General features: G+C 68.5%; 22 protein-coding genes. 15 read left to right on the top strand and 7 right to left on the bottom strand.

The features are described from left to right. Nucleotides 1-6: 6 nt before the first annotated feature. The 3 genes from AB4Z37_RS29945 to hemC form a co-directional block, all read right to left on the bottom strand. Nucleotides 7-1251, bottom strand: a complete 1245-nt coding sequence (locus AB4Z37_RS29945; RefSeq protein ID WP_441520363.1) for a COG4223 family protein — start codon at nt 1249-1251, stop codon at nt 7-9. 88 nt (nt 1252-1339) lie between these two features. Continuing rightward, the gene (locus AB4Z37_RS29940; protein WP_441520362.1) at nt 1340-2086 is read right to left on the bottom strand and encodes a uroporphyrinogen-III synthase; all 747 of its coding nucleotides are present in this window, start codon (nt 2084-2086) and stop codon (nt 1340-1342) included. 3 nt (nt 2087-2089) lie between these two features. After that, nucleotides 2090-3037, bottom strand: a complete 948-nt coding sequence (gene hemC / locus AB4Z37_RS29935; RefSeq protein WP_441520396.1) for a hydroxymethylbilane synthase — start codon at nt 3035-3037, stop codon at nt 2090-2092. A 114-nt stretch (nt 3038-3151) separates the two neighbouring features. On the opposite strand from hemC, the gene tsaD reads away from it, so the two are divergent. From tsaD to AB4Z37_RS29905, 6 genes are all read left to right on the top strand, one after another. Further along, nucleotides 3152-4243 (top strand): tRNA (adenosine(37)-N6)-threonylcarbamoyltransferase complex transferase subunit TsaD, encoded by a 1092-nt coding sequence (gene tsaD / locus AB4Z37_RS29930; RefSeq protein WP_441520395.1) that lies wholly within the window; start codon nt 3152-3154, stop codon nt 4241-4243. A 17-nt stretch (nt 4244-4260) separates the two neighbouring features. Beyond that, nucleotides 4261-5250 (top strand): NAD(P)H-dependent glycerol-3-phosphate dehydrogenase, encoded by a 990-nt coding sequence (locus AB4Z37_RS29925; RefSeq protein ID WP_441520361.1) that lies wholly within the window; start codon nt 4261-4263, stop codon nt 5248-5250. A gap of 9 nt (nt 5251-5259) precedes the next feature. Further along, a complete protein-coding gene (locus AB4Z37_RS29920) occupies nt 5260-5673 on the top strand; it encodes an EVE domain-containing protein (protein ID WP_441520360.1) in 414 nt (137 codons plus the stop codon). Between the two features lie 37 nt (nt 5674-5710). Next, entirely contained in the window at nt 5711-6382 is a 672-nt protein-coding gene (locus AB4Z37_RS29915; RefSeq protein ID WP_441520359.1) for a class I SAM-dependent methyltransferase, read from the top strand. A 173-nt stretch (nt 6383-6555) separates the two neighbouring features. Beyond that, nucleotides 6556-8499, top strand: coding sequence for an acetate--CoA ligase (gene acs / locus AB4Z37_RS29910; RefSeq protein ID WP_441520358.1), 1944 nt, complete (start codon nt 6556-6558; stop codon nt 8497-8499). Between the two features lie 330 nt (nt 8500-8829). Further along, nucleotides 8830-9354, top strand: a complete 525-nt coding sequence (locus AB4Z37_RS29905) for a L,D-transpeptidase (RefSeq protein ID WP_441520357.1) — start codon at nt 8830-8832, stop codon at nt 9352-9354. A gap of 87 nt (nt 9355-9441) precedes the next feature. Here the strand turns inward: AB4Z37_RS29905 and AB4Z37_RS29900 are convergent, their stop codons facing one another. Both AB4Z37_RS29900 and AB4Z37_RS29895 read right to left on the bottom strand, forming a co-directional pair. After that, nucleotides 9442-10014, bottom strand: a complete 573-nt coding sequence (locus tag AB4Z37_RS29900; RefSeq protein ID WP_441520356.1) for a thermonuclease family protein — start codon at nt 10012-10014, stop codon at nt 9442-9444. Nucleotides 10015-10107: 93 nt separating this feature from the next. Beyond that, nucleotides 10108-10341 (bottom strand): DUF1674 domain-containing protein, encoded by a 234-nt coding sequence (locus AB4Z37_RS29895; protein ID WP_441520355.1) that lies wholly within the window; start codon nt 10339-10341, stop codon nt 10108-10110. 169 nt (nt 10342-10510) lie between these two features. Between AB4Z37_RS29895 and AB4Z37_RS29890 the strand changes: the two genes are divergently transcribed. From AB4Z37_RS29890 to AB4Z37_RS29875, 4 genes are all read left to right on the top strand, one after another. Beyond that, the gene (locus AB4Z37_RS29890) at nt 10511-11851 is read left to right on the top strand and encodes an RsmB/NOP family class I SAM-dependent RNA methyltransferase (RefSeq protein ID WP_441520354.1); all 1341 of its coding nucleotides are present in this window, start codon (nt 10511-10513) and stop codon (nt 11849-11851) included. A gap of 140 nt (nt 11852-11991) precedes the next feature. Further along, nucleotides 11992-13740 (top strand): heparinase II/III family protein, encoded by a 1749-nt coding sequence (locus tag AB4Z37_RS29885; protein WP_441520353.1) that lies wholly within the window; start codon nt 11992-11994, stop codon nt 13738-13740. A 212-nt stretch (nt 13741-13952) separates the two neighbouring features. Next, complete coding sequence (gene purH, locus AB4Z37_RS29880) at nt 13953-15545, top strand: bifunctional phosphoribosylaminoimidazolecarboxamide formyltransferase/IMP cyclohydrolase (RefSeq protein ID WP_441520352.1); 1593 nt, start codon at nt 13953-13955, stop codon at nt 15543-15545. 171 nt (nt 15546-15716) lie between these two features. Continuing rightward, nucleotides 15717-16547: an AraC family transcriptional regulator gene (locus tag AB4Z37_RS29875; protein ID WP_441520351.1), complete on the top strand. Its 831-nt coding sequence runs from the start codon at nt 15717-15719 to the stop codon at nt 16545-16547. Here the strand turns inward: AB4Z37_RS29875 and AB4Z37_RS29870 are convergent. Continuing rightward, entirely contained in the window at nt 16544-17956 is a 1413-nt protein-coding gene (locus tag AB4Z37_RS29870; protein ID WP_441520350.1) for an MFS transporter, read from the bottom strand. The genes AB4Z37_RS29875 and AB4Z37_RS29870 overlap by 4 nt on opposite strands. 176 nt (nt 17957-18132) lie before the next feature. On the opposite strand from AB4Z37_RS29870, the gene ggt reads away from it, so the two are divergent. Further along, nucleotides 18133-19878: a gamma-glutamyltransferase gene (ggt, locus tag AB4Z37_RS29865; RefSeq protein ID WP_441520349.1), complete on the top strand. Its 1746-nt coding sequence runs from the start codon at nt 18133-18135 to the stop codon at nt 19876-19878. An 87-nt stretch (nt 19879-19965) separates the two neighbouring features. On the opposite strand, the gene AB4Z37_RS29860 is transcribed toward ggt, so the two are convergent. Continuing rightward, entirely contained in the window at nt 19966-20631 is a 666-nt protein-coding gene (locus AB4Z37_RS29860) for a glutathione S-transferase family protein (RefSeq protein ID WP_441520348.1), read from the bottom strand. A gap of 182 nt (nt 20632-20813) precedes the next feature. On the opposite strand from AB4Z37_RS29860, the gene AB4Z37_RS29855 reads away from it, so the two are divergent. The 4 genes from AB4Z37_RS29855 to AB4Z37_RS29840 all read left to right on the top strand — a co-directional run bounded on the left by AB4Z37_RS29855 (nt 20814) and on the right by AB4Z37_RS29840 (nt 24194). Then, nucleotides 20814-21437, top strand: coding sequence for a DUF2239 family protein (locus tag AB4Z37_RS29855; RefSeq protein ID WP_441520347.1), 624 nt, complete (start codon nt 20814-20816; stop codon nt 21435-21437). 114 nt (nt 21438-21551) lie between these two features. Continuing rightward, nucleotides 21552-22901 (top strand): MATE family efflux transporter, encoded by a 1350-nt coding sequence (locus tag AB4Z37_RS29850; protein WP_441520346.1) that lies wholly within the window; start codon nt 21552-21554, stop codon nt 22899-22901. Nucleotides 22902-23052: 151 nt separating this feature from the next. Further along, nucleotides 23053-23667, top strand: coding sequence for a 2-hydroxychromene-2-carboxylate isomerase (locus tag AB4Z37_RS29845; RefSeq protein WP_441520345.1), 615 nt, complete (start codon nt 23053-23055; stop codon nt 23665-23667). A 101-nt stretch (nt 23668-23768) separates the two neighbouring features. Next, nucleotides 23769-24194 (top strand): SRPBCC domain-containing protein, encoded by a 426-nt coding sequence (locus AB4Z37_RS29840; RefSeq protein WP_441520344.1) that lies wholly within the window; start codon nt 23769-23771, stop codon nt 24192-24194. Nucleotides 24195-24459 lie beyond the last annotated feature (265 nt).

Genomic DNA, 24459 nt, shown 5'->3' with positions numbered 1-24459 from the left:
CACGACCTATGGCGTGGCGGTGATGGCCGTGATGGCCTTGGCGGCGAACTGACCCGACGCGGCCAGCGCCGCATCCCGCGCCGCCACCTTGTCGAGCCATGGTTGGAGCTTGCCGCGATCCCCATCCGGCAGCGAGGCAAGCTCGCGCGTCACCGCGGCGAGATCGCCACGCGCGGCCGCGGCCGTGCTGCGCGCCAGGACACCGGCATCATCCGCGGCGCCGGCGGCATCGGTACGGCGGATCTTCACCAGCCGCTCGGCACTGCTGCGCAAGCGATCGAGCCAGCCCCCGGATGTCGCTTCGGCCTTGCGATCCACGACCGGCGCAAGCTCGCGGCGCAATGCCACGAACTCGAGTCCGAGACTGGCGGCGCTCGGCACCCCGCCTGCGGCGAATGCGTCCAGCGGCTTGAGGAGCGCCGGATCCTCCGCAAGCCGCTTCGCGGCACCGAGCGCCGGTGCGAACGGCTCACCCTGGCGCACCGCCATGTCGAGCGCGCTCGCCGCAATCGCGCGGCGCAGCTTGCTGTCGTCGGCCGGCTTGGCCGCCACGGCTTTCTCGGTGCGCGCTCCGATCTCGGCGAGACGCGCATCGGAGCTGCCTTGCGCATCCCTGAGCTGCGCAGCCTGCGCCGTCAGCGTCTGCAGCCGCGCATCGAGCTGCGCAAGACGCGTCTCGAACGCCGACAGGTCGGGCGCCGAAGCCGTCGCTGTCTCGGCCGGAGCAGCCTTGATCTCGCTCACCGCCTTGGTGGCGCGCTCGACCTGCTCGCGCAGCATCGCGAGATTGTCGCGGAGCGCGCCGAGCGATTTTTCCACCCCGTCGAGCCGCGTGGCCAGAGCCGTGTCAGGCTTCACGGTCGCGGCCGGCGCGGCCTCGAGCCGCGCCACCCGCGCCGCCAAGGTCTCGATGGTCGCGACCATCGACATGCTCAGCGCATTGGAGTTGCCGATCAATCCGGTCACCCAGCCCGCGCCGCCGATTACGAGCGCGCCGATGGCGCCTGCCGCTGTGGCAGCGAGCAGGCCGCCCGCCCTGCGCGGGCGATAGGTCGCGCCTTCGGCTTCGGCGGATGTATCCGCCCGCCTCGGCTCCGCGCCCTCGTCCGCCGCCGCGTCACTGGCCTGGGCCGCGGCCGTCTCGACCCGGGACGCCTCGAGGTCAATGGTCGGCGGCGTGCGTGGCCGACGGCCGCCCTCTGCTCCGGTCTCCGACGCGGGACCGCCGTCCTTGGGGGTGTCGTCGACCATCCAGTTGCACTCCTGTTACATTAGTCTAGCGCGGTTTTATGATCGGGACACACACCTGCCCCAACAAACTTTTGTCTGGACAGACGTACTAGCGCTGGCGCAGTGCGCGGACGATCGTGTCCAGCATCGCAGGCTCGTTCGGCGCGGCCGCCACCACGACATGCTCCGCCCCCGCATCGTGCATCACCCTCGCCACCGCTTCGGACAGGCAGCATTGCGGCAGCGCCAAGGCCGTGATCTCGACGCCGTCGGCGCGCGCCGCGGCGACGAAGGCCCGAGCACTGCGGCGGGAGAAATGCAGGATCGCGTCGATACGGCCGGCCGTGAAAGCGTCGCGCGCCTCCTGCGGCAGATGCGCGACCGTCGCCATGCGATAGGCGGTGTGCACCGTCACATGGATACCGTGCGCATCGAGCGGCGCCGAGAGATCATGGGCGAGATCCGCTCCGGCGAGATGCAGCAGCGCCGGGCTTCGCCCGGCTGCAACGCCGGCGCGCGCGGCAAAATGCGCGGCGATCAGCGGCGGCAGCTCAGTTGCGCCGCCCTCGCCGGCAACGACCGAAGCAAAGCCGAGCGCACGCGCCGCCTCGGCGGTATGCCCCCCGACCGCGAACACGGACGTCCTGCGCCAACGCGCCAGGGCGGGATGATCGGCAATGGCGCGCAAGGCATTGGCGCTGGTGACGATCAGGCCATCATACTGTGTCGCGTCGTCGGCAACAGTGACCGCCTCGAACTGCAGCAGCGGCGCCAGCACCGCCGCAACGCCTCTGTCGCGCAATGCCGCGGCCGTCGCAGCATTGTCTGGGTGCGGCCGCGTGACCAGCACCGCCACGGCTCAGGCTCCGCCGAACAGGGTGAAGAACGTCTCGCCGGCGCGGTCGCGCAGTTCCCGCGCGGCATCGGCACCGAGCGCGACCGCGTTGTTGCGATGGCCCTCACGCACCGTCTCGTATGATTGCCTGCCATCGGGCGAGATGATCAGGCCGCGGAAGTGGATGCGATCGCCCTCGACACGGCAATGCCCGCCGATCGGCGTGCGGCAGGAGCCGTCGAGCAGCGCGAGGAAGCTGCGCTCGGCATTGAGCGCGACCTCGGTATCGGCATGGGTGATGCGGGCCACGAAGGCATTGATGCGGTCGTCGTCGCGCCGCGATTCGATCGTGATCGCGCCCTGGCCGACCGCCGGCAGGAATTCGTCGACCGCAAGGATGCGCGTCGCCTTGTCCTCCAGGCCGAGCCGTTTCAATCCGGCGAGCGCCAGCAGCGTGGCATCGGCTTCGCCTTCGGCGATCTTGCGCAGGCGCGTCTCGACATTGCCGCGAATGACCTTCACCTGCAGATCCGGCCGCAGCCGCAGCACCATGGCCTGCCGCCGCAGCGACGCGGTGCCGACCACCGCGCCGGCGGGCAGCGCGGCGATCGAATCCGCCTTGTGGCTGATGAAGACGTCGCGCGGATCCTCGCGCGGCAGGAACGCCGACAGCCAGGTGACATCGGGCAGGAAGGTCGGCACGTCCTTCGACGAGTGCACCGCGAGGTCGATGGTTCCGGCGAGCAGCGCTTCCTCGATCTCCTTGGTGAACAATCCCTTGCCGCCAACCTCCAGCAGGGGCCGATCCTGAATCACGTCGCCGGAGGTCCGGATGGTGCGGATGGCGATTCGCGCCTCGTCGAGGCCATGCGCCAGCGCCAGGCGGCGGCGGACTTCATGGGCCTGGGCCAGCGCCAGCGGGCTGCCCCGCGTGCCGATGGTTGCGACGATGTCCAATTCGGACGCCTGCACGTCTTGTCTCTCCACCTTTTGCTCCGGGCGCGGTAATGCTACGCCGGGCCCGAAAAGGGAAGCGCCGGTTTGCCGGCAAAGGCAAGAGCCGAAAAGCGAAGAGAAGGGGTGAATTTGGTCACGCGGACACCGACGCTGGTGCTGGGCATCGAGACCACCTGCGACGAGACCGCCGCGGCCGTGGTCGAGCGCCAGGCCGACGGCAGCGCGCGCATCCTGTCGAACATCGTCCGCTCGCAGATCGACGAGCATGCCCCGTTCGGCGGCGTAGTTCCCGAAATCGCAGCGCGTGCCCATGTCGACTGTCTGGACGGCATCGTCGCCAGCGCCATGCAGGAGGCCGGCATTGCGTTCGACCGGCTCGACGGCATTGCCGCCGCCGCGGGCCCGGGCCTGATCGGCGGCGTCATCGTCGGGCTCACCACCGCCAAGGCGATCGCGCTGGTGCACAACACCCCGCTGATGGCGGTCAATCACCTCGAAGCGCATGCACTCACCCCGCGCCTGGTGTCGCCGCTGACGTTCCCGTACTGCCTGTTCCTCGCCTCCGGCGGCCACACCCAGATCGTCGCGGTCCTCGGGGTCGGCGACTATGTGCGGCTCGGCACCACCGTCGACGATGCCATCGGAGAAGCGTTCGACAAGGTCGCCAAGATGCTCGGGCTCGGCTATCCCGGCGGCCCGCAGGTCGAGCGCGGCGCCGCGACCGGCGATGCCAGCCGCTTCGCGTTGCCGCGCCCCATGCTCGGACGGCCCGACGCCAATTTCTCGTTCTCCGGCCTGAAGACTGCGGTGCGCAACGAAGCCGAGCGCACCGCGCCGCTCGGACCGCAGGATATCGCCGACCTGTGCGCCGGCTTCCAGGCCGCCGTGATCGCGTCCACCGCCGATCGCCTGAGCACCGGCCTGTCGCTGTTCCGCGAGCGCTTCGGCGCGCCGAAGGCACTGGTCGCCGCCGGTGGCGTCGCCGCCAACCAGGCGATCCGCGCCGCGCTGCAGACGGTTGCCGATCAGGCGCGAACCGCGCTGATCGTGCCGCCGCCCGCGCTCTGCACCGACAACGGCGCGATGATCGCATGGGCGGGCCTCGAGCGGCTGGCGCTCGGCCTGACCGACACCATGGAAACGTCGCCGCGGGCGCGCTGGCGGCTGGACGAGACGACGCCGACCCCGGCGCAGTTCGCCAACACCCGCGCGCGGCACTGAAGAAGGCCGATCGAGGCATGTCATCGTTCTCAACCGTTGCAGTGGTCGGTGCCGGCGCATGGGGCACCGCGCTTGCCAATGCAGCCGCGCGGGCCGGCCGCGCCGTGACGCTGATCGCGCGCGACGCGGCAACGGCAGATGCCATCGCGCGCGCGCGCGAGTCGCTGCGGCTGCCCGGCGCGCGCCTCGATCCGGCGATCGCCGTGAGCGGCAACGCCAGCGATGCGACAAAGTCGCACATCGTGCTGCTGGCGGTGCCGGCCCAGGCGCTGCGTGCGGCGCTCGCGCCGTTCGCGCAGGACCTCGCCCGCGGAACCGTGGTCGTCGCCTGCGCCAAGGGCATCGAGCGCGGCACCCGCCGCTTCATGACGGAGATCATCGCTGAACTGGCACCGCAGGCCGTGCCGGCGATCCTGTCGGGACCGAGCTTTGCCGACGACGTGGCGCGGGGTCTGCCGACCGCGGTGACGCTCGCGGCTCACGACGAAGCCACGGCCGCCGCGCTGTGCCAGGCGCTGGGCTCGCCGACATTCCGGCCCTACCACACCACCGATGTGCGCGGCGTCGAGATCGGCGGCGCAGCCAAGAACGTGCTGGCGATCGCGGCCGGCATTGTCGCCGGCCGCAAGCTTGGCGCGTCGGCGCTGGCGGCCCTGACCACCCGCGGCTTCGCCGAGCTGGCGCGTTTCGGCCGGGCCTGCGGAGCCCAGGCGGAAACCCTGGCCGGACTGTCGGGGCTCGGCGATCTCGTGCTGTCATGCGCGAGCGCGCAGTCGCGCAACTTCTCGTTCGGCATCGCGCTCGGCGAGGGCGCGAGCCCGGCGCAAGCGGCCGGCGGCAAACTCGCCGAGGGCGCGTTCACTGCCGCCGTGCTGCTCGACATTGCCCGCGCACGCGGCATCGACATGCCGATCACGGACGCGGTGGCCTCGATCCTCGACGGCCGCATCGACATCGACGCCGCGATCAACGGCCTGCTGACACGGCCGTTCAAGGCCGAGGGATAGGAGAACGGGATGGCTTACTGGCTGGTGAAATCGGAGCCCTCGGTGTGGTCGTGGGACCAGCAGGTCGGAAGGGGCGCCAAGGGCGAACCCTGGACGGGCGTGCGCAACCACACCGCGAAGCAGAACCTGGAGAAGATGAAGAAGGGCGACCTCGCCTTCTACTATCACTCCAACGAGGGCAAGGAGATCGTCGGCATCGTCGAGATCATTCGCGAAGCCTACCTCGATCCCACCGACAAGAGCGCCAAGTTCGTGTGCGTCGACATCAAGGCCGACAAGCCGCTGAAGACGCCGGTCACGCTCGCCGCCATCAAGGCCGACAACAAGCTCGCCGAGATGGACCTCGTCAAATACTCCCGCCTCTCGGTGCAGAGCGTGACCGCCGAACAGTGGAAGCACGTTTGCAAGCTGGGCGGCCTGTGACGCCAGCACGCCCTGCATCTTGCGGGCAACCCGCCACATGACGGGGCCATCCGCGCAGCGAATCACCGATCCCGCCGCCTTCATCCGCGCCAACACGCGGCTGCACGCGGTGCCGCTGGTGCCTGAGATCGTGCTGCATGTCGCCGACGAGGCGGTGCCGCTGTGGACCAAGACTGAAGACGAGCTCGGCGAGGCCGGCCTGCCGCCGCCGTTCTGGGCGTTCGCCTGGGCCGGCGGCCAGGCGCTGGCGCGCTATGTGCTCGACCATCCGGCCGAGGTCGCCGGGCGCGCGGTGCTCGACCTTGCGTCCGGATCCGGGCTCGTCGCCATCGCCGCGATGAAAGCTGGCGCGCAGAGCGTGCACGCCGCCGACATCGACACCTTCGCGCTCGCAGCCATCCGCCTCAATGCCGATGCCAACGCCGTGACGGTGGCCGTCGGCGACGGCGACGTGCTCGCCGGCGCGACTTGCCCCACGGTGCAGACGATCCTGGCCGGCGACATCTTCTACGAACGCGACACCGCCGAGCGGGCCTATGCATTTTTGTCCGCACAGGCCGCGCGCGGCGCCGCCGTGCTGATCGGCGACCCCGGCCGCAGCTACCTGCCGAGGGATCGGCTGCGCCGGCTCGCGGACTATCATGTGCCGGTGACACGCGAGCTCGAGGACACCGAGATCAAGCATACCGCGGTGTGGACACTGGCGTGAACGGGACGGTGCCGTATCCTGTGATCACGCCGCCCGGGATGCCTGACGCCGAGCGACAAAAGTCCTATTCCTTTCGGCTTGTCGCAGTCGTAAAGGGCAGCGCATAATTGGCGAGCAAAAACGCCGGCCTGCCAGGCGCAAGCGCTCGCGATCGAACGCGTAGTGGAGGGAACATGTCTGAGAAAGTTTATCCGGTCCCGGCCGAGTGGGCGAAGCGTGCCTATGTCGACGACGCCCATTACCGTGAAATGTATGCAAAGTCGGTCTCCGACCCGAACGGGTTCTGGGCCGAGCACGGCAAGCGGGTCGACTGGATCAAGCCCTTCACCAAGGTGCAGAACGTCTCCTACGCCCCCGGCGAGGTCTCGATCAAATGGTTCGAGGACGGCACGCTCAACGTCGCCTGGAACTGCATCGACCGCCACCTCGCCAAGCGCGGTGACCAGGTCGCCATCATCTGGGAAGGCGACGATCCCGGCAGCGACAAGAAGATCACCTACAAGCAGCTCCATGCCGAGGTCAGCAGGTTCGCCAACGTGCTGAAGTCGCGCGGCGTCCGCAAGGGCGACCGCGTCACCATCTACCTGCCGATGATCCCGGAAGCCGCCTACGCCATGCTGGCCTGCGCTCGCATCGGCGCCATCCATTCGGTGGTGTTCGGCGGATTTTCGCCGGACTCGCTCGCCGGCCGCATCAAGGACGCGCGCTCCACCGTGGTGATCACCGCAGACGAAGGCCTGCGCGGCGGCAAGAAGGTGCCGCTGAAGGCCAATACCGACGCGGCGGCGGAGAAAGCCGGCGGTGTCGAGAGCATCATCGTGGTCCGCCACACCGGCGGCAACGTGCCGATGCACAGCGGCCGCGACCTGTTCTATGACGAGGCGGCGAAGACGGTGCCGGCGGAATGCCCGTGCGAGGAGATGAGCGCGGAGGACCCGCTGTTCATCCTCTACACGTCCGGCTCGACCGGCACGCCCAAGGGCGTGGTGCACACCACCGGCGGCTACCTGGTGTTCGCCGCCATGACCCACCAGTATGTGTTCGACTATCACGACGGCGACATCTACTGGTGCACCGCCGACGTCGGCTGGGTCACCGGCCACAGCTACATTCTCTATGGGCCGCTCGCCAACGGCGCCACCACGCTGATGTTCGAGGGCGTGCCGAACTATCCGGACAACTCGCGGTTCTGGAACGTCATCGACAAGCACAAGGTCAACATCTTCTACACCGCGCCGACGGCGATCCGCGCGCTGATGCAGTCCGGCGATGGCCCAGTGAAGAAGACCTCGCGCGCCTCGCTGCGGCTGCTCGGCTCGGTCGGCGAGCCGATCAATCCGGAAGCCTGGGAGTGGTACTATCATGTGGTCGGCGAGGGCCGCAGCCCGATCGTCGACACCTGGTGGCAGACCGAGACCGGCGGCATCCTGATCACGCCGCTGCCCGGCGCGACCGCGCTCAAGCCCGGTTCCGCAACGCGGCCGTTCTTCGGCGTGGTGCCCGAGATCGTCGACGCCGACGGCAAGGTGCAGCAGGGCGCCACCGAGGGCAATCTCTGCATCTCCCGCTCCTGGCCGGGCCAGATGCGCACGGTCTATGGCGACCACGAGCGCTTCATGCAGACCTACTTCTCGACCTATCCGGGCAAGTACTTCACCGGTGACGGCTGCCGGCGCGACGCCGACGGCTACTACTGGATCACCGGCCGCGTCGACGACGTCATCAACGTGTCCGGCCACCGCATGGGCACCGCCGAGGTCGAAAGCTCGCTGGTGGCGCACGCGCTGGTCTCGGAAGCCGCCGTGGTCGGCTATCCCCACGACATCAAGGGCCAGGGCATCTATGCCTACGTCACCCTGATGACGGGAGCGGAGCCGACGGAAGAGCTGCGCAAGGAGCTGGTGGCCTGGGTGCGCAAGGACATCGGCCCGATCGCCTCGCCGGACCTGATCCAGTTCGCGCCCGGCCTGCCCAAGACCCGCTCCGGCAAGATCATGCGCCGCATCCTGCGCAAGATCGCCGAGGATGAGTTCGGCACCCTCGGCGACACCTCGACCCTCGCCGACCCGGCCGTGGTCGACGACCTGATCAGGCATCGCCAGAACAAGAAGGACTGACCGGCCGACGGTCGCGGCGGTCCCGCCAGGACCTCGCGCAAGGCCCCGGACACCGTCCGGGGCCTTTGTCGTTCCGGAACCCGCCGGGCCCCGCCCCGGTCAATCACACACATTTCAACGGCGGAGCGGCCGAGGGGGCGCTTTGCCGGCGAGTGTTGTTTTCCGGACATTTACTTTGTTGCACGGATCTTATTTCTAGCGCCTTCGGACATGGCGGCTGGGGCCTTGGTTTGAACCTCTTGGTCAGCGCCGCGGCCATAGGATTTCCGAAGGGAACACGATCGGACGCGGTCCGCCGCATCCGGCCATTTTGGGGTTGAGGAGAAGCGTATGTCGGCGAGGACGTCGGTTGCTATGATCGGAACGCTGGCGGTGGCCGGCAGCCTGTTGGCCCTGAGCCCGGCGCAGGCGCGCCCGGACCTGGTGTCGTTCCGCGAAGCCTATGAACCGGGCACCATCGTCATCAAGACCGGCCAGCGCCGGCTGTACCTGGTGCTCGGCGAAGGCCAGGCGGTGCGCTATCCGGTCGGTGTCGGCAAGGCCGGCAAGCAGTGGGCCGGCAGCGCGCGCATCGACGGCAAGTATCGCAACCCGGCGTGGTCGCCGCCGGCCGACGTCAAGCGCGACAAGCCCTCGATACCGGACGTCATTCCCGGCGGCTCGCCCGCCAATCCCATGGGAGTCGCCGCCATGACCCTGTCCGGCGGCGGGCAGTACGCCATCCACGGCACCAATGTGCCGAGCTCGGTCGGCGGCTACGTCTCCTATGGCTGCATCCGCATGTACAACGAGGACATTTCCGACCTCTATGGCCGCGTCTCGGTCGGCACCCCGGTGATCGTCACCTCGCGCTGACGCCGCGGGCGACCTGCGGACACGACGAAGCCGCGCGGTGCGCGGCTTTTTCGTGCGGCAAGGCCCGCATGTGGCGACCGGCCGGCGTCAGCGCTCCCAGAAATTGCACCAGCCGCTGCGATGGCCGCCGTCGTAGCGGCGGGCCTGCCCGGCGGCGAGCATGGCGCTGGAGACGTTCGGCGTGCGCGCCGTGGCGGCATCGGCGACGACGCGGCCGGAATACTTGTCGGGCCCGATATTGTAGATCGCGACATTGCCTTCGCTGAGCAGCGTCCGCAGCGCCTGGGTCGCGGCCTTCGCCATCTGCCATTCGCGCTCGCAGGCCGCCTTCAGCTCCGGCGCATCGATGCCGCGCAGCCGCACCCGCGTCACGATCGCGCGGTCGGGCTGCGACAGATGCACCCGCGCCACAAAGGTATCGCCGTCGATGGTTCGCAGCACCTCGACCGGCATGCGCGCGGCCGGATCGGCCGTGCGGTCCCGCAGGATTTCGTTCGCCGAATCAGGCCAGACCCGCGTCGAACCAGGCGCTGGCGGCAGATGCAGCCAGGCGCGTAGCGGCAACATGGTTCCCACCGCCACGCCGATCACGAACACCCATGGCAGCACGGCCACGATGCGGCTGCGGAGCGGTGCGTTGAGACGGGGCTGAAAGAACATGGCGGGGCCGGGCGCGAAAGCGAGGTCGCCCGACTATAGCACAAACACAGAACATAACCTTAATCGATGCCAGCGCGCCGGCCGGGGCGCCGCTCAGAAGTCCGAGGCGATGCCCTTGCGTTCCCAATCGCCGTAGCGGGTCGGCTCGGGGCCGCGCGGTCCCTGCAGCTCGACCGGCCGGTCTTCCGCTTCTGCCTCCGCCTTGCGCCGACGCTCCGCAGCCTCGGCAAGTGCGCGCTGCGCAGCCGGCGGCAGCGGCTTGTGCGACACCGCCGCATCATCGGCTTGGCGCGCGGGCGACGCAGGCACGGCATTGCTGTCAGTCATCGAAAGGCTCCCGTCACGCGCCAGATCCACACCAGCGCGGTCTGACATTGTCATCTGACGCGCGATTGTGATGGCGTGAAGGCGCTTCTTACATTTGGCATATTCGCATGTCACGTTGCCGGTCCCGCCAAGATCCCAATCCTCTCAGCTCGAGTACTGCCCGTTGTCCATGAAGCCTTCGCGATTCGCTCCGCCCACCGAGGTTCCAGGCCTCGCCACGCGCCGGATCGCCGCGGACATTCTCGATGGCGTGCTGCACAAGCGGCGCACCCTGGACGACCTGCTGGACGGCGCTGCCGCGCATCCCGGACTGAAGACGCTGTCGGATCGCGATCGCGCGCTGATGCGGCGCCTCGTCGCCACCATCCTGCGCCGGCTCGGCACGCTGCGCCATGTGCTGTCGCGCCTGCTCGACAAGGGGCTGCCGACCGACGCGCCGCGCGCGCAAAGCGCGCTGCTGATCGGCGCGGCGCAGATCCTGTGGATGGATGTGCCCGATCACGCCGCCGTCGACCTGTCGGTGCGCCTCGTGCAGGCCGATCGCCGCGCGGCCAAGTATGCCGGCCTCGTCAACGCCGTGCTGCGCCGCTGCGCGCGGGAGGCCGAGCCGCTGATTCGCGAGGTCGAGGCCCAGTCGTTGGACGTGCCATCCTGGCTGATGGCGCGCTGGATCGCCCATTACGGCGAGGCCACGGCGCGCGACATCGCGCGTGCCATCGGCCACGAACCACCGCTCGACCTGACGGTGAAAGGCAATCCGGCCCAGTGGGCCAGTCGCCTGCATGGCGAGACGCTGCCGACCGGAACCGTGCGCACCCTGCTGCAGGGTCCGATCACCATGCTGCCCGGCTTTACCGAGGGCGCCTGGTGGGTGCAGGACGCCGCCGCGGCGCTGCCGGCAAGGCTGTTCGGCGACGTCGGCGGCAAGGCCATCGCCGACCTCTGCGCCGCGCCCGGCGGCAAGACCGCACAGCTCGCCCATGCCGGCGCCCGCGTCACCGCGGTCGACCGCTCGCCCGGCCGCATCGCGCGGCTGCTGGACAACCTCACCCGTCTGTCACTGCAGGCCGAGACCGTGGTCGCCGACGCCACTGAATGGCCCGGCGAATCATTCGACGGCGTGCTGGTCGACGCCCCCTGCGCCGCGACCGGCACCATCCGCCGTCATCCCGACGTCGCCTGGCTGAAGCACGAGGCCGACATCGACGCGCTGGCGGCCCTGCAGCGGCGGTTGCTGCAGAAAGCCGTCGCGCTGCTGAAGCCCGGCGGCACGCTGGTCTATTGCACCTGCTCGCTGGAGCCGGAGGAAGGCGAGCAGGCGGTCGACGCGCTGCTCGCCGCGGATTCGACGATGCGCCGCCTGCCGGTCGACCCCGCCGAGGTCGGCGGCCTCGCCGAGATCATCAATCCGCAGGGCGATATCCGCACGCTGCCGTGCCATCTGCCCAATCCCGACCCCCGCCTTGCGGGGCTCGACGGCTTCTACGCCGCCCGCCTGGTCAAGGCCTGACGACGACGCTACCGAATCAGATGCAGTTCGCCGCCCGGGCGGCCGTGGGGCTTTATTAGGGTCTGTCCGGTAGGGTGTGCTCGGCGCATTTCCAGATTAAAAGGGTGCGCAACGATTCTACACCAAAGTCAAAGGTGCGCGTGTCGGCCGCTCAACGACGACGAATCTCGACGCTTCTGCTCGGCCGCTTTGCCAGGAGAACCGCGGCGCGCGTCAGCGGCGGATCGGTCGCGCTGTCACGCCTGCTGCCGTCGCGCACCGACCGGCTGCTCATCGCGCCGCAGGACCTGCGCACCACCGACGCGACCCGCGCCGCCGAGATCTATGCCGGCCGCTTCGTGTTCGCCGGCAAGATCGTCACCTGCCACGGCCGCTCGATCTTCGAGCTGGAACCGCCGTCCGACGACTGGGAGGCGGTGCTGCTCGGCTTCGGCTGGCTGCGCCACCTGCGCGCGGCCGATTCGGCGCTGACCCGCGCCAACGCCCGCTCCCTGATCGAGGACTGGTTCGCCCATCAGGGCAAGGCCCGCGGCGTCGGCTGGCGCGCCGACGTGCTGGCGCGGCGTGTCATCTCGCTGCTGTCGCAGGCCCCCCTGGTGCTGTCGGACACCGACAGCAAGTTCTACCGGCGCTATCTGCGCGGCCTCACCCGCGAGATCCGCTACCTGCGCTATGCGATGATCGACATCGCCGACGGCCTGCCGCGGCTGCAGGTGCAGATCGCGCTGTGCTACGCTGCGCTCTGCCTCGCCAACCAGGGCCGCCAGATCCGCGGTGCGACACGCAAGCTGTCCGACGAGCTGCAGCATCAGATCCTGCCTGACGGCGGCCACATCGCGCGCAACCCCGGCGCGCTGATCGAGATCCTGCTCGACCTGCTGCCGCTGCGGCAGACCTTCGCCGCGCGCAACATCCCGCCGCCGCCGCCGCTGCTCAACGCCATCGACCGCATGATGCCGATGCTGCGCTTCTTCCGTCACGGCGACGGCAGCTTCGCGCTGTTCAACGGCATGAGCCACACCCCCACCGACCAGGTGGCGACGCTGCTGGCCTATGACGACACCCACGGCGTGCCGATGGCCGGCATGCCGCACACCGGCTTTCAGCGCCTCGAGGCCGGCCCGGTCACCCTGATCATGGACACCGGGGCGCCGCCGCCCGCCGCCGTGAGCTATGACGCCCACGCCGGCTGCCTGTCGTTCGAGCTGTCGGTCGGCACCAGCCGGCTCGTGACCAACTGCGGCATGCCCCCGACCGGCCGTGACAACTGGCGCGCCTTCGCCCGCGGCACGCCGGCGCACTCCACGCTGACCTATCACGAGACCTCGTCGTGCCAGTTCGTCGAGCTCACCGCCGTGAAGCGGCTGCTGCAGGGCGCACTGATCACCCGCGGCCCGCGGGTGGTCGAGGTGGAACGCGAGACGGTCGCCAACGGCACGCTGCTGACCGCCTCCCACGACGGCTATGTGCCGCAGTTCGGCATGGTGCACCGGCGCGTGCTGATGCTGGCGAGCGACGGAACCCGGCTCGACGGTGAGGACACGCTGGTGCCGACGGGCCGCATCAAATCCGGCAGCGACGACTACGCGCTGCGTTTCCATCTCCATCCCTCGGTCAAGGCCAGCCGCCTCAGCGACGCGAGGGGCGTAATGCTGGTGCTGCCCAACCGGGACGTGTGGACCTTCGAGGCGCTGGACGACCGGGTCGAGCTCGAGGACAGCGTGTTCCTCGCCGGCACCGACGGCCCCCGCCGGACCGTCCAGATCGTGATCCGGCAATCGGCGCGCCAGGCCGCCAACATCCGCTGGAGCTTCATGCGCTCGGCCGCCTCGGCCTCCGCCACCCATGCCCGGCGCAACGCCCGCCGCGAGCCCGAGCTGCCGCTCTAAAGCCTCTGTCGCCGCAGTCGAGGCGGTGATCGCGTCTCCCCGGAATCTCGGCCGAGCCGCTTATCGGGCGATCATGTCGCGGAAACCCCGTCATTTGGCTGAACCAGACACCGCGCACGGTCTGGAATTTGCCGAAAAATTGCCGTCCCGGCGGTTTCGTGCCCCCTCAAATCGTGCTAGGCGGCGGGCTTCCCACCGCTGGATTTGACGCCATGACCGACCATCCGCGCCGCGTGACCCGCGCCCTGCTTTCCGTCTCCGACAAGACCGGCCTGATCGAATTCGCGAGGGCCCTCGCCGGCCATGGCGTCGAGCTGGTGTCCACCGGCGGCACCGCCAAGGCGATCGCCGCAGCCGGCCTTGCCGTGAAGGACGTCTCGGAGCTGACCGGGTTTCCGGAGATGATGGATGGCCGCGTCAAGACGCTGCATCCCAAGGTCCATGGCGGCCTGCTGGCGATCCGCGACAATGCCGAGCACACCGACGCGATGGCCGCGCACGGCATCGTTCCGATCGACCTGCTGGTGGTCAACCTCTACCCGTTCGAGGCCACCGTCGACAAAGGCGCCAGCGAAGAAGACTGCATCGAGAACATCGACATCGGCGGTCCGGCGATGATCCGCGCCGCGGCCAAGAACCACGACGACGTCGCCGTCGTCGTCGAAACCGCCGACTACCAGGCCGTGCTCGACGAACTTGCCGCCCATGGCGGCGCGACCACGCGCACGCTGCGCCGCCGCCTCGCGGCCAAGGCCTATGCCCGCACCGCCGCCTATGACGCGGCGATCTCCAACTGGTTCGCCGCGCAGCTCGCGATCGACGCGCCGGACTTCCGCGCCATCGGCGGCCGCCTTGTCGAAGCGCTGCGCTATGGCGAGAACCCGCACCAGAAGGCGGCGTTCTACGCGCTGCCGGAACGCCGCCCGGGCGTCGCCACTGTGCGCCAGGTACAGGGCAAGCAGCTGTCCTACAACAACATCAACGACACCGACGCCGCCTATGAGTGCATCGGCGAGTTCGACACGCGGCGCACCGCGGCCTGCGTCATCGTCAAGCACGCCAATCCCTGCGGTGTCGCCGAAGGCCATGACCTCGTCAGCGCCTACCGCAAGGCGCTGGCCTGCGATTCCACGTCCGCCTATGGCGGCATCGTGGCGCTGAACCGCCCCCTCGACGCCGAGGCCGCGCGTGCCATCACGGAGATCTTCACCGAGGTGATCATCGCCCCCGACGCCAGCGAGGAAGCCATCGCCATCGTCGCGGCCAAGAAGAACCTGCGCCTGTTGCTCGCGGGCGGCCTGCCCGATCCGCGCGCCGGCGGCCTCACCGCCAAGACCGTCGCCGGCGGCCTGCTGGTGCAGACCCGCGACAACGCGGTGGTCGACGACATGGTGCTGAAGACCGTCACCAGGCGCGAGCCGACCGACACCGAGCTTGCCGACCTGCGCTTCGCCTTCCGCGTCGCCAAGCACGTCAAGTCGAACACCATTGTCTACGCCAAGAACCTCGCCACCGTCGGCATCGGCGCCGGCCAGATGAGCCGGGTCGATTCGGCGCGGATCGCCGCCCGCAAGGCCCAGGATGCCGCCATCGAGGCCAAGCACTCCGAGCCGCTGACCAAGGGCTCGGTGGTCGCCTCCGACGCCTTCTTCCCGTTCGCCGACGGCCTACTTGCGGCGATCGAGGCCGGCGCCACTGCAGTGATCCAGCCCGGCGGCTCGATGCGCGACGACCTCGTGATCAAGGCTGCCGACGACCATGGCATCGCCATGGTGTTCACCGGCGTGCGGCATTTCCGCCACTGAGACGCCGCGCCGGCGAAGGCCGGCGCAATTGCGATCAAGTCGCCGCCGCCGGCCGCTGCTAGTGTCCCGGTTCTGACATTCGCATCACATTCGCCCGAAGGGCTCGCGGCGATATTGAAGCAAACGTCAGATCCACCACACTCGACTGCAAGGCCTACAGTGGAGCCTGACATGACGCCGGTCGCCAGGGCGCTCTGGTTCATCGAGAGCAAGGTCGAGTGCGGCATGACGCTGGCGGAGATCGCGCTCTTCGCCGGCGTGTCGCGCTATCACCTGTGCCGCGCCTTCGGCGAAGCCACCGGCCTGTCGGTGATGCGCTACGTGCGCGGGCGCCGCCTCAGTCGTGCCGCGCGGCAGCTCGCCGATGGCGCACCCGACATTCTCACCGTCGCGCTCGATGCCGGCTACGGCTCGCACGAGGCGTTCACGCGCGCGTTTCGCGAGCAGTTTGCGGTCACACCCGAAACGGTTCGCGCCCAGGGCAACCTCGCCGCGCTCACCCCGATGGAGCCGATCAGGATGGATGAAACCCCGCGCATCGAACTGGCGCCCCCGCGCTTCGAAAATCACGGCCCGCTGCTGGTCGCCGGCCTCGGCGAGCGCTACCGCTTCGAGACCAATCACGGCATCCCGGCGCAATGGCACCGCTTCATCCCCCACATCGGTCATGTGCCGGGTCAGATCGGCATGACCACCTATGGCGTGTGCTGCAATGCCGACGGCACCGGCAATTTCGACTATATCGCCGGCGTCGAGGTCGCAAGCTTCGATGACCTGCCGGCGGAGTTCAGCCGGGTGCGAATTCCCGAACGGCGTTACGCTGTGTTCAGCCATCACAACGTCTCGACGATGCGGGATGCCGTCCGTTTCATCTGGAGCCGCTGGCTGCCATCGTCCGGCCACGAGGTCGCCGATGCCCCCGACATCGAGCGCTACGACGAACGCTTCGACCCCGAAACCGGCACGGGCACCATCGAGATCTGGATTCCTCTCGCGCGCTAGCCGGCCCGCCGCCCATGCGGGTCGCGCACCCGCGACAGCAGCGCGAGGCCGGCGAGGAAGAACACCACCAGCACGGTCATGCCGGCCTTCTGGCTCATGGTGAGCGCGGTCACGAGGCTGACCGCGAGCGGCGCCATGAACGACGTCACCTTGCCCGACAGCGCGAACAGCCCGAAATACTGCGTGATACGGTCGGGCGGCGCGAGACGGATCAGCAGCGTGCGCGACGCAGCCTGCAGTGGCCCCGCGGCCATGCCGATCAGCGCGCCGAGCACGATATAGGCCTTCTCCGCGGGTGCTGCGAACAGCGGGCCGCCGGGCACCGGCGGCGCGACGGGGACGACGAAGAACAGCCGGTCGCGGTCCATCGACAGGATCACCGCAATCGCCAGCAGCAGGATCAGCATGCTGCCGGTGATCACCTTCTTCGGCCCGAGGCGATCGTCGAGCTTGCCGCCGAGCCATGCACCGAGCGTACCGGAGATGGCGAGCAGGATGCCGAACACTCCGATCTGGATCGTATGCCAGCCGAAGGTGCCGGCGGCGTAGATGCCGCCGAACGCGAACAGCGCCACCAGCGCGTCGGTGTAGACCATGTTGGCGATCAGGAACGTCGCCATCTGGCGATTATTTGGCAGGCTGGCGAGCGTGCCGCGCAGCTCGCGCAGGCCCTGCTTCACCGCGCGCCGCACCGGCAGGCGCGATTCGTAGTCGGGCGTGAACAGGAACATCGGCAGCACGAACACGATGAACCACAGCCCGGTGAGCGGCCCGGTGATGCGGTCGCCCTCATGCAGCGCGGCATCGAGACCGAACGCCGGCGTGAAACCGAACAGCGTGCGCCCGGTGTCCGGATTGGCGGCGAGGAAGCCGAGCACCAGGATCAGGCTGAGGATGCCGCCGATATAGCCCGTGGCCCAGCCGGTGCCGGACAATCGCCCGATGCGCTCCGGCGGCACCAGGGTCGGCATCATCGCGTTGTTGAACACGGTGGCAAACTCGACGCCGATGGTGGCAATGCCGAACGCGATCAATAGCGGCAGGATCACGCTCTGGTCACCCGGCTTGCCGATCCACATCAGCGACGAGCCGATCACCAGCAGCGCGCCGAACGCCGCGATCCAGGGCTTGCGGCGACCGCTGGCGTCGGCGATGGCGCCGAGCACCGGCGACATCAGCGCGATGACGAGGCCGGCGGACGCGGTGGCATAGCCCCACAACGACTGGCCCGTCGCGGGATCGGCGGCCACATTGGTGGCGAAATACGGTGCGAACACGAAGGTCGTGATCAGCGTGAAGTAGGGCTGCGCCGCCCAGTCGAAGAAGATCCAGCTCACCACCGCCGGCCACGACGGATAGCGGCTTGGCGCCTGGGCGTTGTCGTCAAGCGCGACGGAGGAATGCGTCATCGGGGCGATCCAAGGGTCGATTGGGGCGATCGCATGGCCCGAATGCCGTGCGATCAATTTTGACTGGCTAGGCGAAACTCAAGCGAATGTCAGCTTCACCACTCTAGCAGATGTCCTAGCATACCGTTGATGATACGCTGTGACGACGGCGGAGCCGCAGGAGGGCCAGTATTTTGATGTCCAACGCGACGTGCCGCCGCACCGTGGTTGCGGCACTGCTGTTGTGCAGCCTGTTCACCGCCGCCGTCGCGCAGGATGCGCGGCGCAGCACCTATGATCCCGCCTATGCCAGCCGCACGACACCGGTCGCGTCCCGACAAGGGCTGGTGGTCGCGCAGGAAAAAATCGCCGCCCGGATCGGGGCGGACGTGCTGTCGCGCGGCGGCAACGCCGTCGATGCCGCGGTTGCCACCGGCTTCGCCATGGCGGTGACTTATCCGCGCGCCGGCAACATCGGCGGCGGCGGCTTCATGGTGATCCACCGCGCCAGCGGCGAGGACGTCGCCATCGACTATCGCGAGACCGGCCCCGCCGCGATGACTCGCGACGTGTTCCTGGGTCCCGACGGCAAGCCCGACAATGCCAGGTCGCGCGATTCGGCGCTCGGCATCGGCGTACCCGGCACGGTGGCGGGCCTTGCATTGGCGCTCGACAAATACGGCTCGGGCAAGTTCACGCTGAAGGAACTGATCGCGCCGGCCATTGCGCTGGCGCGCGACGGCCTCACCGTGACCGACGATATCGCCGACACCCTGCCCGAATCGCACACGCGCCTGGCGCGCTGGCCCGCCGGCGCGCGCATCTTCTCCCGGCCGGACGGCAGCGTGCTGCGCGAGGGCGACCGGCTGCTGCAGCCGGATCTCGCTGCGACGCTGACCGCGGTTGCCGAGCAGGGGCCACGCGGATTCTATCAAGGGCCCGTGGCGGAAAAGCTCATCGCCGGCATCCGCGGCGCCGGCGGCATCATGACCATCGAGGATCTCAAGACCTACCAGCCGGTGATCCGCACGCCGGTGCGCGGCCGCTACCGCGGCTACGACATCGTCTCCATGCCGCTACCGTCGTCCGGCGGCGTGGTGCTGCTGGAGACGCTCAACATCCTCGAGGGCTATCGCCTCGGCGAACTCAAGCAGGGATCGGTCGAATCGCTGCATCTCCTGATCGAGGCCATGAAGCGCGCCTACGCCGACCGCGCCCGCTATCTCGGCGATCCCGCCTTTGCCGACGCGCCGCTGGAGCGGCTGCTGTCGACAGACTATGCCGCACAGCTGCGCGCCGCGATCCGCGGCGACCGCGCGGCGACCGCCGAAGAGGTCGCCGCCGCGCAACCGTCGCCGCGCGAGGGCAGCAACACCACGCACTTTTCGGTGGTCGATGCCGCCGGCAATGCGGTGAGCAACACCTACACCCTCAATTTCAGCTACGGCGTCGGGCTCGTGGCGGAGGGCACCGGCGTGCTGCTCAACAACGAGCTCGATGATTTCACTGCGGCACCGAGCGCATCGAACGCCTACGGCCTCGTCGGCTTCGAGGCCAACCTGCCAGGGCCGGGCAAACGTCCGCTGTCGTCGATGACACCGACCATCGTGCTCAGGGACGGCAAGCCGGTGCTGGTGACGGGTTCGCCCGGCGGCAGCCGCATCATCTCCGCGGTGCTGCAGGTGGTGGTCGACGTCATCGACTACAGGATGGATGGGGCGCTGGCCGTGGCGCTGCCGCGGCTGCACCAGCAGTGGCGTCCCGAAGGCGTCTATGTCGAGCAGGGATTTGCCGCCGACGTGCTCGATGGCCTGCGCGCGAAAGGCCACACCATCGTGATGCCGCTCGGCCAGACGTCGGCCAACTCGATCAGCTTCACCGCTGAGGGCGCGCTCGGCGCCCCTGACCCGCGCACCCGCGGCGCCACCGCCGCGGCGCCGTGAGTGGGGCGTACCGGCCAGCCACGTCTTGTGGCCACGCCGCCCCTTCCCCTCATGGTGAGGAGATGAAGTGCGATGGCTGTGTTGACGCTATCGCCCGACCTCGTATGGCCCGCCCTTCTCCAGCGCGCGCTGATAGGCTGGCCGCGCATGGATGCGGGCGAGGAAGGCCAGCGCCTTCGGGTGGCCGTCCGCGAGGCCGGCGCGCGACGACGCCGCTTCCAGGGGAAAGCTCATCTGGATGTCGGCCGCCGTGAAATCGTTGCCGGCGAACCATTCGGACTTGCCGAGCTCCTCCTCCCAGAACGCCATGTGCTGCTTGAGCTGCGGGTCGATCATGGTGGCCATCGCGCCGCCCGCGATCATACGCGCGACTGGACGGATCAGCGCCGGCACGCGTTTCGGCAGCAGGCCGAAGATCAGCTTGAGCAGCAGCGGAAACATCGCGGAGCCTTCCGCGTAGTGCAGCCAGTAGGTGTAGCGCAGCCGCTCCGGCGTACCCGGCGGCGGGATCAGGCGGCCGTTGCCATAGGTCTCGATAATGTAGGTCAGGATCGCTCCGGATTCGGCAATGGTGTTGCCGTTGTCGGTGATCACCGGCGACTTGCCGAGCGGATGGATCTGCCGCAGCTCCTTCGGCGCCAGCATGTTGGGCTGACGCTGGTAGCGCACGATCTCATAGGGCACGCCAAGTTCTTCGAGCAGCCACAGCACGCGCTGTGAGCGGGAGTTGTTGAGGTGATGCACGGTCAGCATGAAGCCCCTCCATCTGGCCGCTCCGAACGCGGATGGCGACCCGCTCTCTGGTAACAGGGTGGCGCGGAACCGGAAACCGGAGATCGGCGGCGCGCCCGCGCATGGCAGAAATAATCCCGGGTGTTATTGACTGTAATATTTACCCGGGTATAAATGCCCCGGTATTCACACGGCGGCCAGCCATGAGCGACACCCGCACCACCTGCATTGCCTTTCGCGACGACCGGCGCATCGCCGAGGGCTCGCTGCGTGATGTCGCCGAGGGCATCAAGCGGGCGTTCGGCACCGCGGACCCGCACGGCGTGCTGATCTTCAATGTCGAAACCAGCCAGCCGGTAGAGATGGACCTGCGCGGCAGCCTCGCCGACGTGCTGGCCCGCTTGCCGGCCGCCGCGATGGCCCCGCCCGTGGCGGAGCCGCCGGCGGCCGAGCCGGCCCGCGGACCGGGGCGGCCGAAGCTCGGCGTGGTGGCCCGCGAGATCACCCTGCTGCCACGGCACTGGGACTGGCTGGCGCTGCAGCCGGGCGGCGCCTCGGTGGCGCTGCGCCGGCTGATCGATGAGGCGCGCAAGACGCAGGGATCAAAGGACCGCGTCCGCCTGGCGCAGGAGGCCGCCTACCGCTTCACCGCGGTGACGGCCGGCAACCGCCCCCACTACGAGGAGGCCATGCGCGCTCTGTTCGCCGGCAACCGGACACGCTTCATTGAGTTGACGGACGGCTGGCCGGCGGATATTCGCGATCACGCCCGGCGTCTGGCAGCACCGGCCTTCCACCACGACGACAGCTCCGGCCCCACACGCTGACACGATTCGACGTTATCGAATCCAGCGCCGCTTCCGCTTCGCCCGCGTGCCGCGCCCCTTAAGCGCCGCATTCACTCCGCACGACCCGACTTCATTTTGCTTTCGAGGATTTCCATGTCCGCCCCCACGCCCTTGTGGAAGACCTATCTCGTTTTTCTCGCGCCGATGATGCTCAGCAACATTCTGCAGGCGCTATTCGGCACCCTCAACAACGTCTATCTCGGCCAGATGATCGGCGTGAACGCGCTCGCCGCGGTGTCCGCCTTCTTTCCCGTGCTGTTCCTGTTCATCGCCTTCATCATCGGCCTCGGCGCCGGTGCAACCATCCTGATCGGCCAGGCCTATGGCGCGCGCAACCTCGAGAAGGTCCGCACCATTGCCGGCGCGGCGTTCAGCGTCGCGCTGCTCGGCGGCCTCGTGATCGCTGTCCTCGGCGGCCTGTTCGCGCGGCCGATGATGGTGGCGCTGTCGACGCCCGCGAACATTCTCGAGGACGCCGTCCTCTATGCCCGGATCATGATGATCATCATGCCGGCGACCTACGCCTTCATCCTGTCGACCTCGATCATCCGCGGCGTCGGCGATACCGTGACGCCGCTGATTGCGCTCGGCATCTCCACCGTGATCGGCCTCCTCGTGACCCCGGCGCTGATCGTGGGCTGGTTCGGCCTGCCACAGCTCGGCGTCGCCAGCGCCGCCATCGCCTCGCTGGTATCGTCGACCGGCACGCTGCTCTGGTATGGCCTCTACCTGCGCGCCCGCAGGCATACCATGGCGCCGGACCGCGTGTTCCTGCGCGGCATGAAGATCGACCCGAAGCTGCTGCTGACCATCGTGCGCCTCGGCATGCCCTCGGCGGTGCAGATCGCCGCCATGGCGCTGGCGGAGCTGGTGCTGCTCGGCCTCGTCAACAGCTTCGGGGCGGACGCCACCGCAGCCTATGGCGCGGTCAACCAGGTGCTGAGCTACGTCCAGTTTCCGGCGATCTCCATCGCCATCACCGCATCGATCTTCTCCGCCCAGGCGATCGGTCGCGGCGACTTCGACCGCCTGCATGTCATCACCCGCACCGGGGTGATGCTGAACATCGTGCTCACCGGCGGCCTCGTGGTGCTGGCCTATCTCTTGTCGCGCACCATCATGAGCGCCTTCATCACCAATCCGCCTGTGGTCGATCTCGCCCAGCGGTTGCTGCATGTGGTGCTGTGGAGCTCGGTGGCGTTCGGCCTGTCCGGCGTGTTCTCCGGCGTGATGCGGGCGAGCGGCACTGTGTTCGTGCCGATGGCGCTGTCGATCTTCGCCATCGCCGCGATCGAGGTGCCGGTCGCGCTGGTCCTCAGCCGCACCATCGGCCTCAAGGGCGTATGGGTGGCCTACCCCGCCACCTTCTGCGCGATGTTCCTGCTGCAGGCCGGCTACTACCTGCTGGTCTGGCGCAAGCGCCCGATCGAGCGCCTGGTGTAACGATCGAGGCCAACCGGTGAACCCGCACCGGTTGGCTTCATCCCGGTTTGCCCAGTCAGCACGATTTGCTTAAATGCGCCGCCCGCAACGGCCGCGGCGCAGGACCGTTGTCCGGCGCCGACGCACAAGCAACGCTCCGAGGAGGGAAACAATGGCCGCACCCAATCCGCAATTCCTGTTCGACGTCGGCAGTCCGAACGCCTATCTCAGCCATCTCGTGATCCCGGAGATCGAGCGCCGCACCGGCGTCACGTTCGAGTATGTCCCGGTCTTGCTCGGCGGCATCTTCAAGCTGACCAACAACCGCTCGCCGATCGAGGCGTTCGGCGGCGTCAAGAACAAGCTCGCGTTTCATGCGGTCGAGACCCGGCGCTTTCTCGAACGCTACCACCTCAAACCCTACGTGATGAACCCGTTCTTCCCGGTCAACACCCTGCTGCTGATGCGCGGCGCGGTGGCGGCTGAGATCGATGGCGACTTCGCGCGCTATGTCGACGCGGCCTTCCATCACATGTGGGCCGAGCCGAAGAAGATGGACGATCCGGAGGTCGCGGCAAAAGCGCTCGCCGAGTCCGGCCTCGACGCCGCGCGGCTGCTGGCCCGCACCAGGGACGACGACGTCAAGAGCCGCCTGATGGCCAACACCCAGAACGCGGTCGACCGCGGCGCCTACGGCTCGCCGACCTTCTTCGTCGGCGACGAGATGTTCTTCGGCAAGGAGCAGCTGCGCGACGTCGAAGAACTGATCATCGCACAGAAGGCATGAGCGCCTCGCCGCGGGCTTGCGGCCGGCCTCTCGGGCGACCATGTTGGCCGACGTCGCCGGGACCATCGAGCCGGCGAGCCTGGACGGATGAGGTCTTGCCGATGCCCGACTGGCAGCTGAACAGCAGCACCGAGGTGATCGTCGACGCCTCGGCCGAACGGCTGTGGGCGGCACTGACGGATCCTGCCGACACCGAGCGCTATTTCATGCGTGCCCGCGTCACGGTCGGCGATGTCGGCGAGGCCTATCGCCTCGCGCGTGACGACGGCTGGGGTGTCGACGGCACCGTGTTGGCGAAGGAGGCGCCGCACCGGCTGCGGGTGAGCTGGGGCAGGCGGACACCGCCCGGGCTGGACGTCCCCAATTGTGAGATCGAGTACCTGATTGCGCCGGCCGCGGACGCGCCATCGCGCTGCCGCCTCACCATCAATGAATATGTCGACGGTCCGATGCCGCCATCGCTCGCCCAGGCCGGTCGCACCGGCTGGGCGCTGATGACGCGCGGCCTGCAGGCCTATCTCGGGTGATCGGGCGCGGCGTTTTGGACATGGGCCGCTGCTCCATATTCAGCGTCATCACCGGGCCGGCGCGCCAGCGCCGTGACCCGGTGATCCATCTTGAAACGTCTTCCATGCAAGAAGACAGCTGGATTGCCGGGTCAAGTGTTCAGTCCGGGGACATCACCGACGGGTGTTCGGAGACATAGCCGACACATCACAATACATGGACAGGCTGTTAGGGAGTCGGTCCATGCCATGGCGCAAGGTGTCGGTGATGGAGCAACGACGGGAG

The sequence above is a fragment of the Bradyrhizobium sp. 2TAF24 genome, from assembly GCF_052115025.1.
Taxonomy (GTDB): Bacteria; Pseudomonadota; Alphaproteobacteria; order Rhizobiales; family Xanthobacteraceae; genus Bradyrhizobium_A.
This window is presented reverse-complemented; position numbering and strand designations above follow the sequence as displayed.

Bases quoted from the DNA above. Each gene is read 5' to 3' on its own strand.
- AB4Z37_RS29875 (WP_441520351.1), top strand. From the start codon at position 15,717: ATGACGCCGGTCGCCAGGGCGCTCTGGTTCATCGAGAGCAAGGTCGAG.
- AB4Z37_RS29870 (WP_441520350.1), bottom strand. From the start codon at position 17,956: ATGACGCATTCCTCCGTCGCGCTTGACGACAACGCCCAGGCGCCAAGC.
- AB4Z37_RS29860 (WP_441520348.1), bottom strand. From the start codon at position 20,631: ATGCTGACCGTGCATCACCTCAACAACTCCCGCTCACAGCGCGTGCTG.
- AB4Z37_RS29890 (WP_441520354.1), top strand. From the start codon at position 10,511: ATGAAGCCTTCGCGATTCGCTCCGCCCACCGAGGTTCCAGGCCTCGCC.
- AB4Z37_RS29840 (WP_441520344.1), top strand. From the start codon at position 23,769: ATGCCCGACTGGCAGCTGAACAGCAGCACCGAGGTGATCGTCGACGCC.
- AB4Z37_RS29905 (WP_441520357.1), top strand. From the start codon at position 8,830: ATGTCGGCGAGGACGTCGGTTGCTATGATCGGAACGCTGGCGGTGGCC.
- AB4Z37_RS29915 (WP_441520359.1), top strand. From the start codon at position 5,711: ATGACGGGGCCATCCGCGCAGCGAATCACCGATCCCGCCGCCTTCATC.
- ggt (WP_441520349.1), top strand. From the start codon at position 18,133: ATGTCCAACGCGACGTGCCGCCGCACCGTGGTTGCGGCACTGCTGTTG.
- AB4Z37_RS29925 (WP_441520361.1), top strand. From the start codon at position 4,261: ATGTCATCGTTCTCAACCGTTGCAGTGGTCGGTGCCGGCGCATGGGGC.
- AB4Z37_RS29945 (WP_441520363.1), bottom strand. From the start codon at position 1,251: ATGGTCGACGACACCCCCAAGGACGGCGGTCCCGCGTCGGAGACCGGA.
- AB4Z37_RS29920 (WP_441520360.1), top strand. From the start codon at position 5,260: ATGGCTTACTGGCTGGTGAAATCGGAGCCCTCGGTGTGGTCGTGGGAC.
- acs (WP_441520358.1), top strand. From the start codon at position 6,556: ATGTCTGAGAAAGTTTATCCGGTCCCGGCCGAGTGGGCGAAGCGTGCC.
- AB4Z37_RS29895 (WP_441520355.1), bottom strand. From the start codon at position 10,341: ATGACTGACAGCAATGCCGTGCCTGCGTCGCCCGCGCGCCAAGCCGAT.
- AB4Z37_RS29900 (WP_441520356.1), bottom strand. From the start codon at position 10,014: ATGTTCTTTCAGCCCCGTCTCAACGCACCGCTCCGCAGCCGCATCGTG.
- AB4Z37_RS29855 (WP_441520347.1), top strand. From the start codon at position 20,814: ATGAGCGACACCCGCACCACCTGCATTGCCTTTCGCGACGACCGGCGC.
- AB4Z37_RS29845 (WP_441520345.1), top strand. From the start codon at position 23,053: ATGGCCGCACCCAATCCGCAATTCCTGTTCGACGTCGGCAGTCCGAAC.
- AB4Z37_RS29850 (WP_441520346.1), top strand. From the start codon at position 21,552: ATGTCCGCCCCCACGCCCTTGTGGAAGACCTATCTCGTTTTTCTCGCG.
- purH (WP_441520352.1), top strand. From the start codon at position 13,953: ATGACCGACCATCCGCGCCGCGTGACCCGCGCCCTGCTTTCCGTCTCC.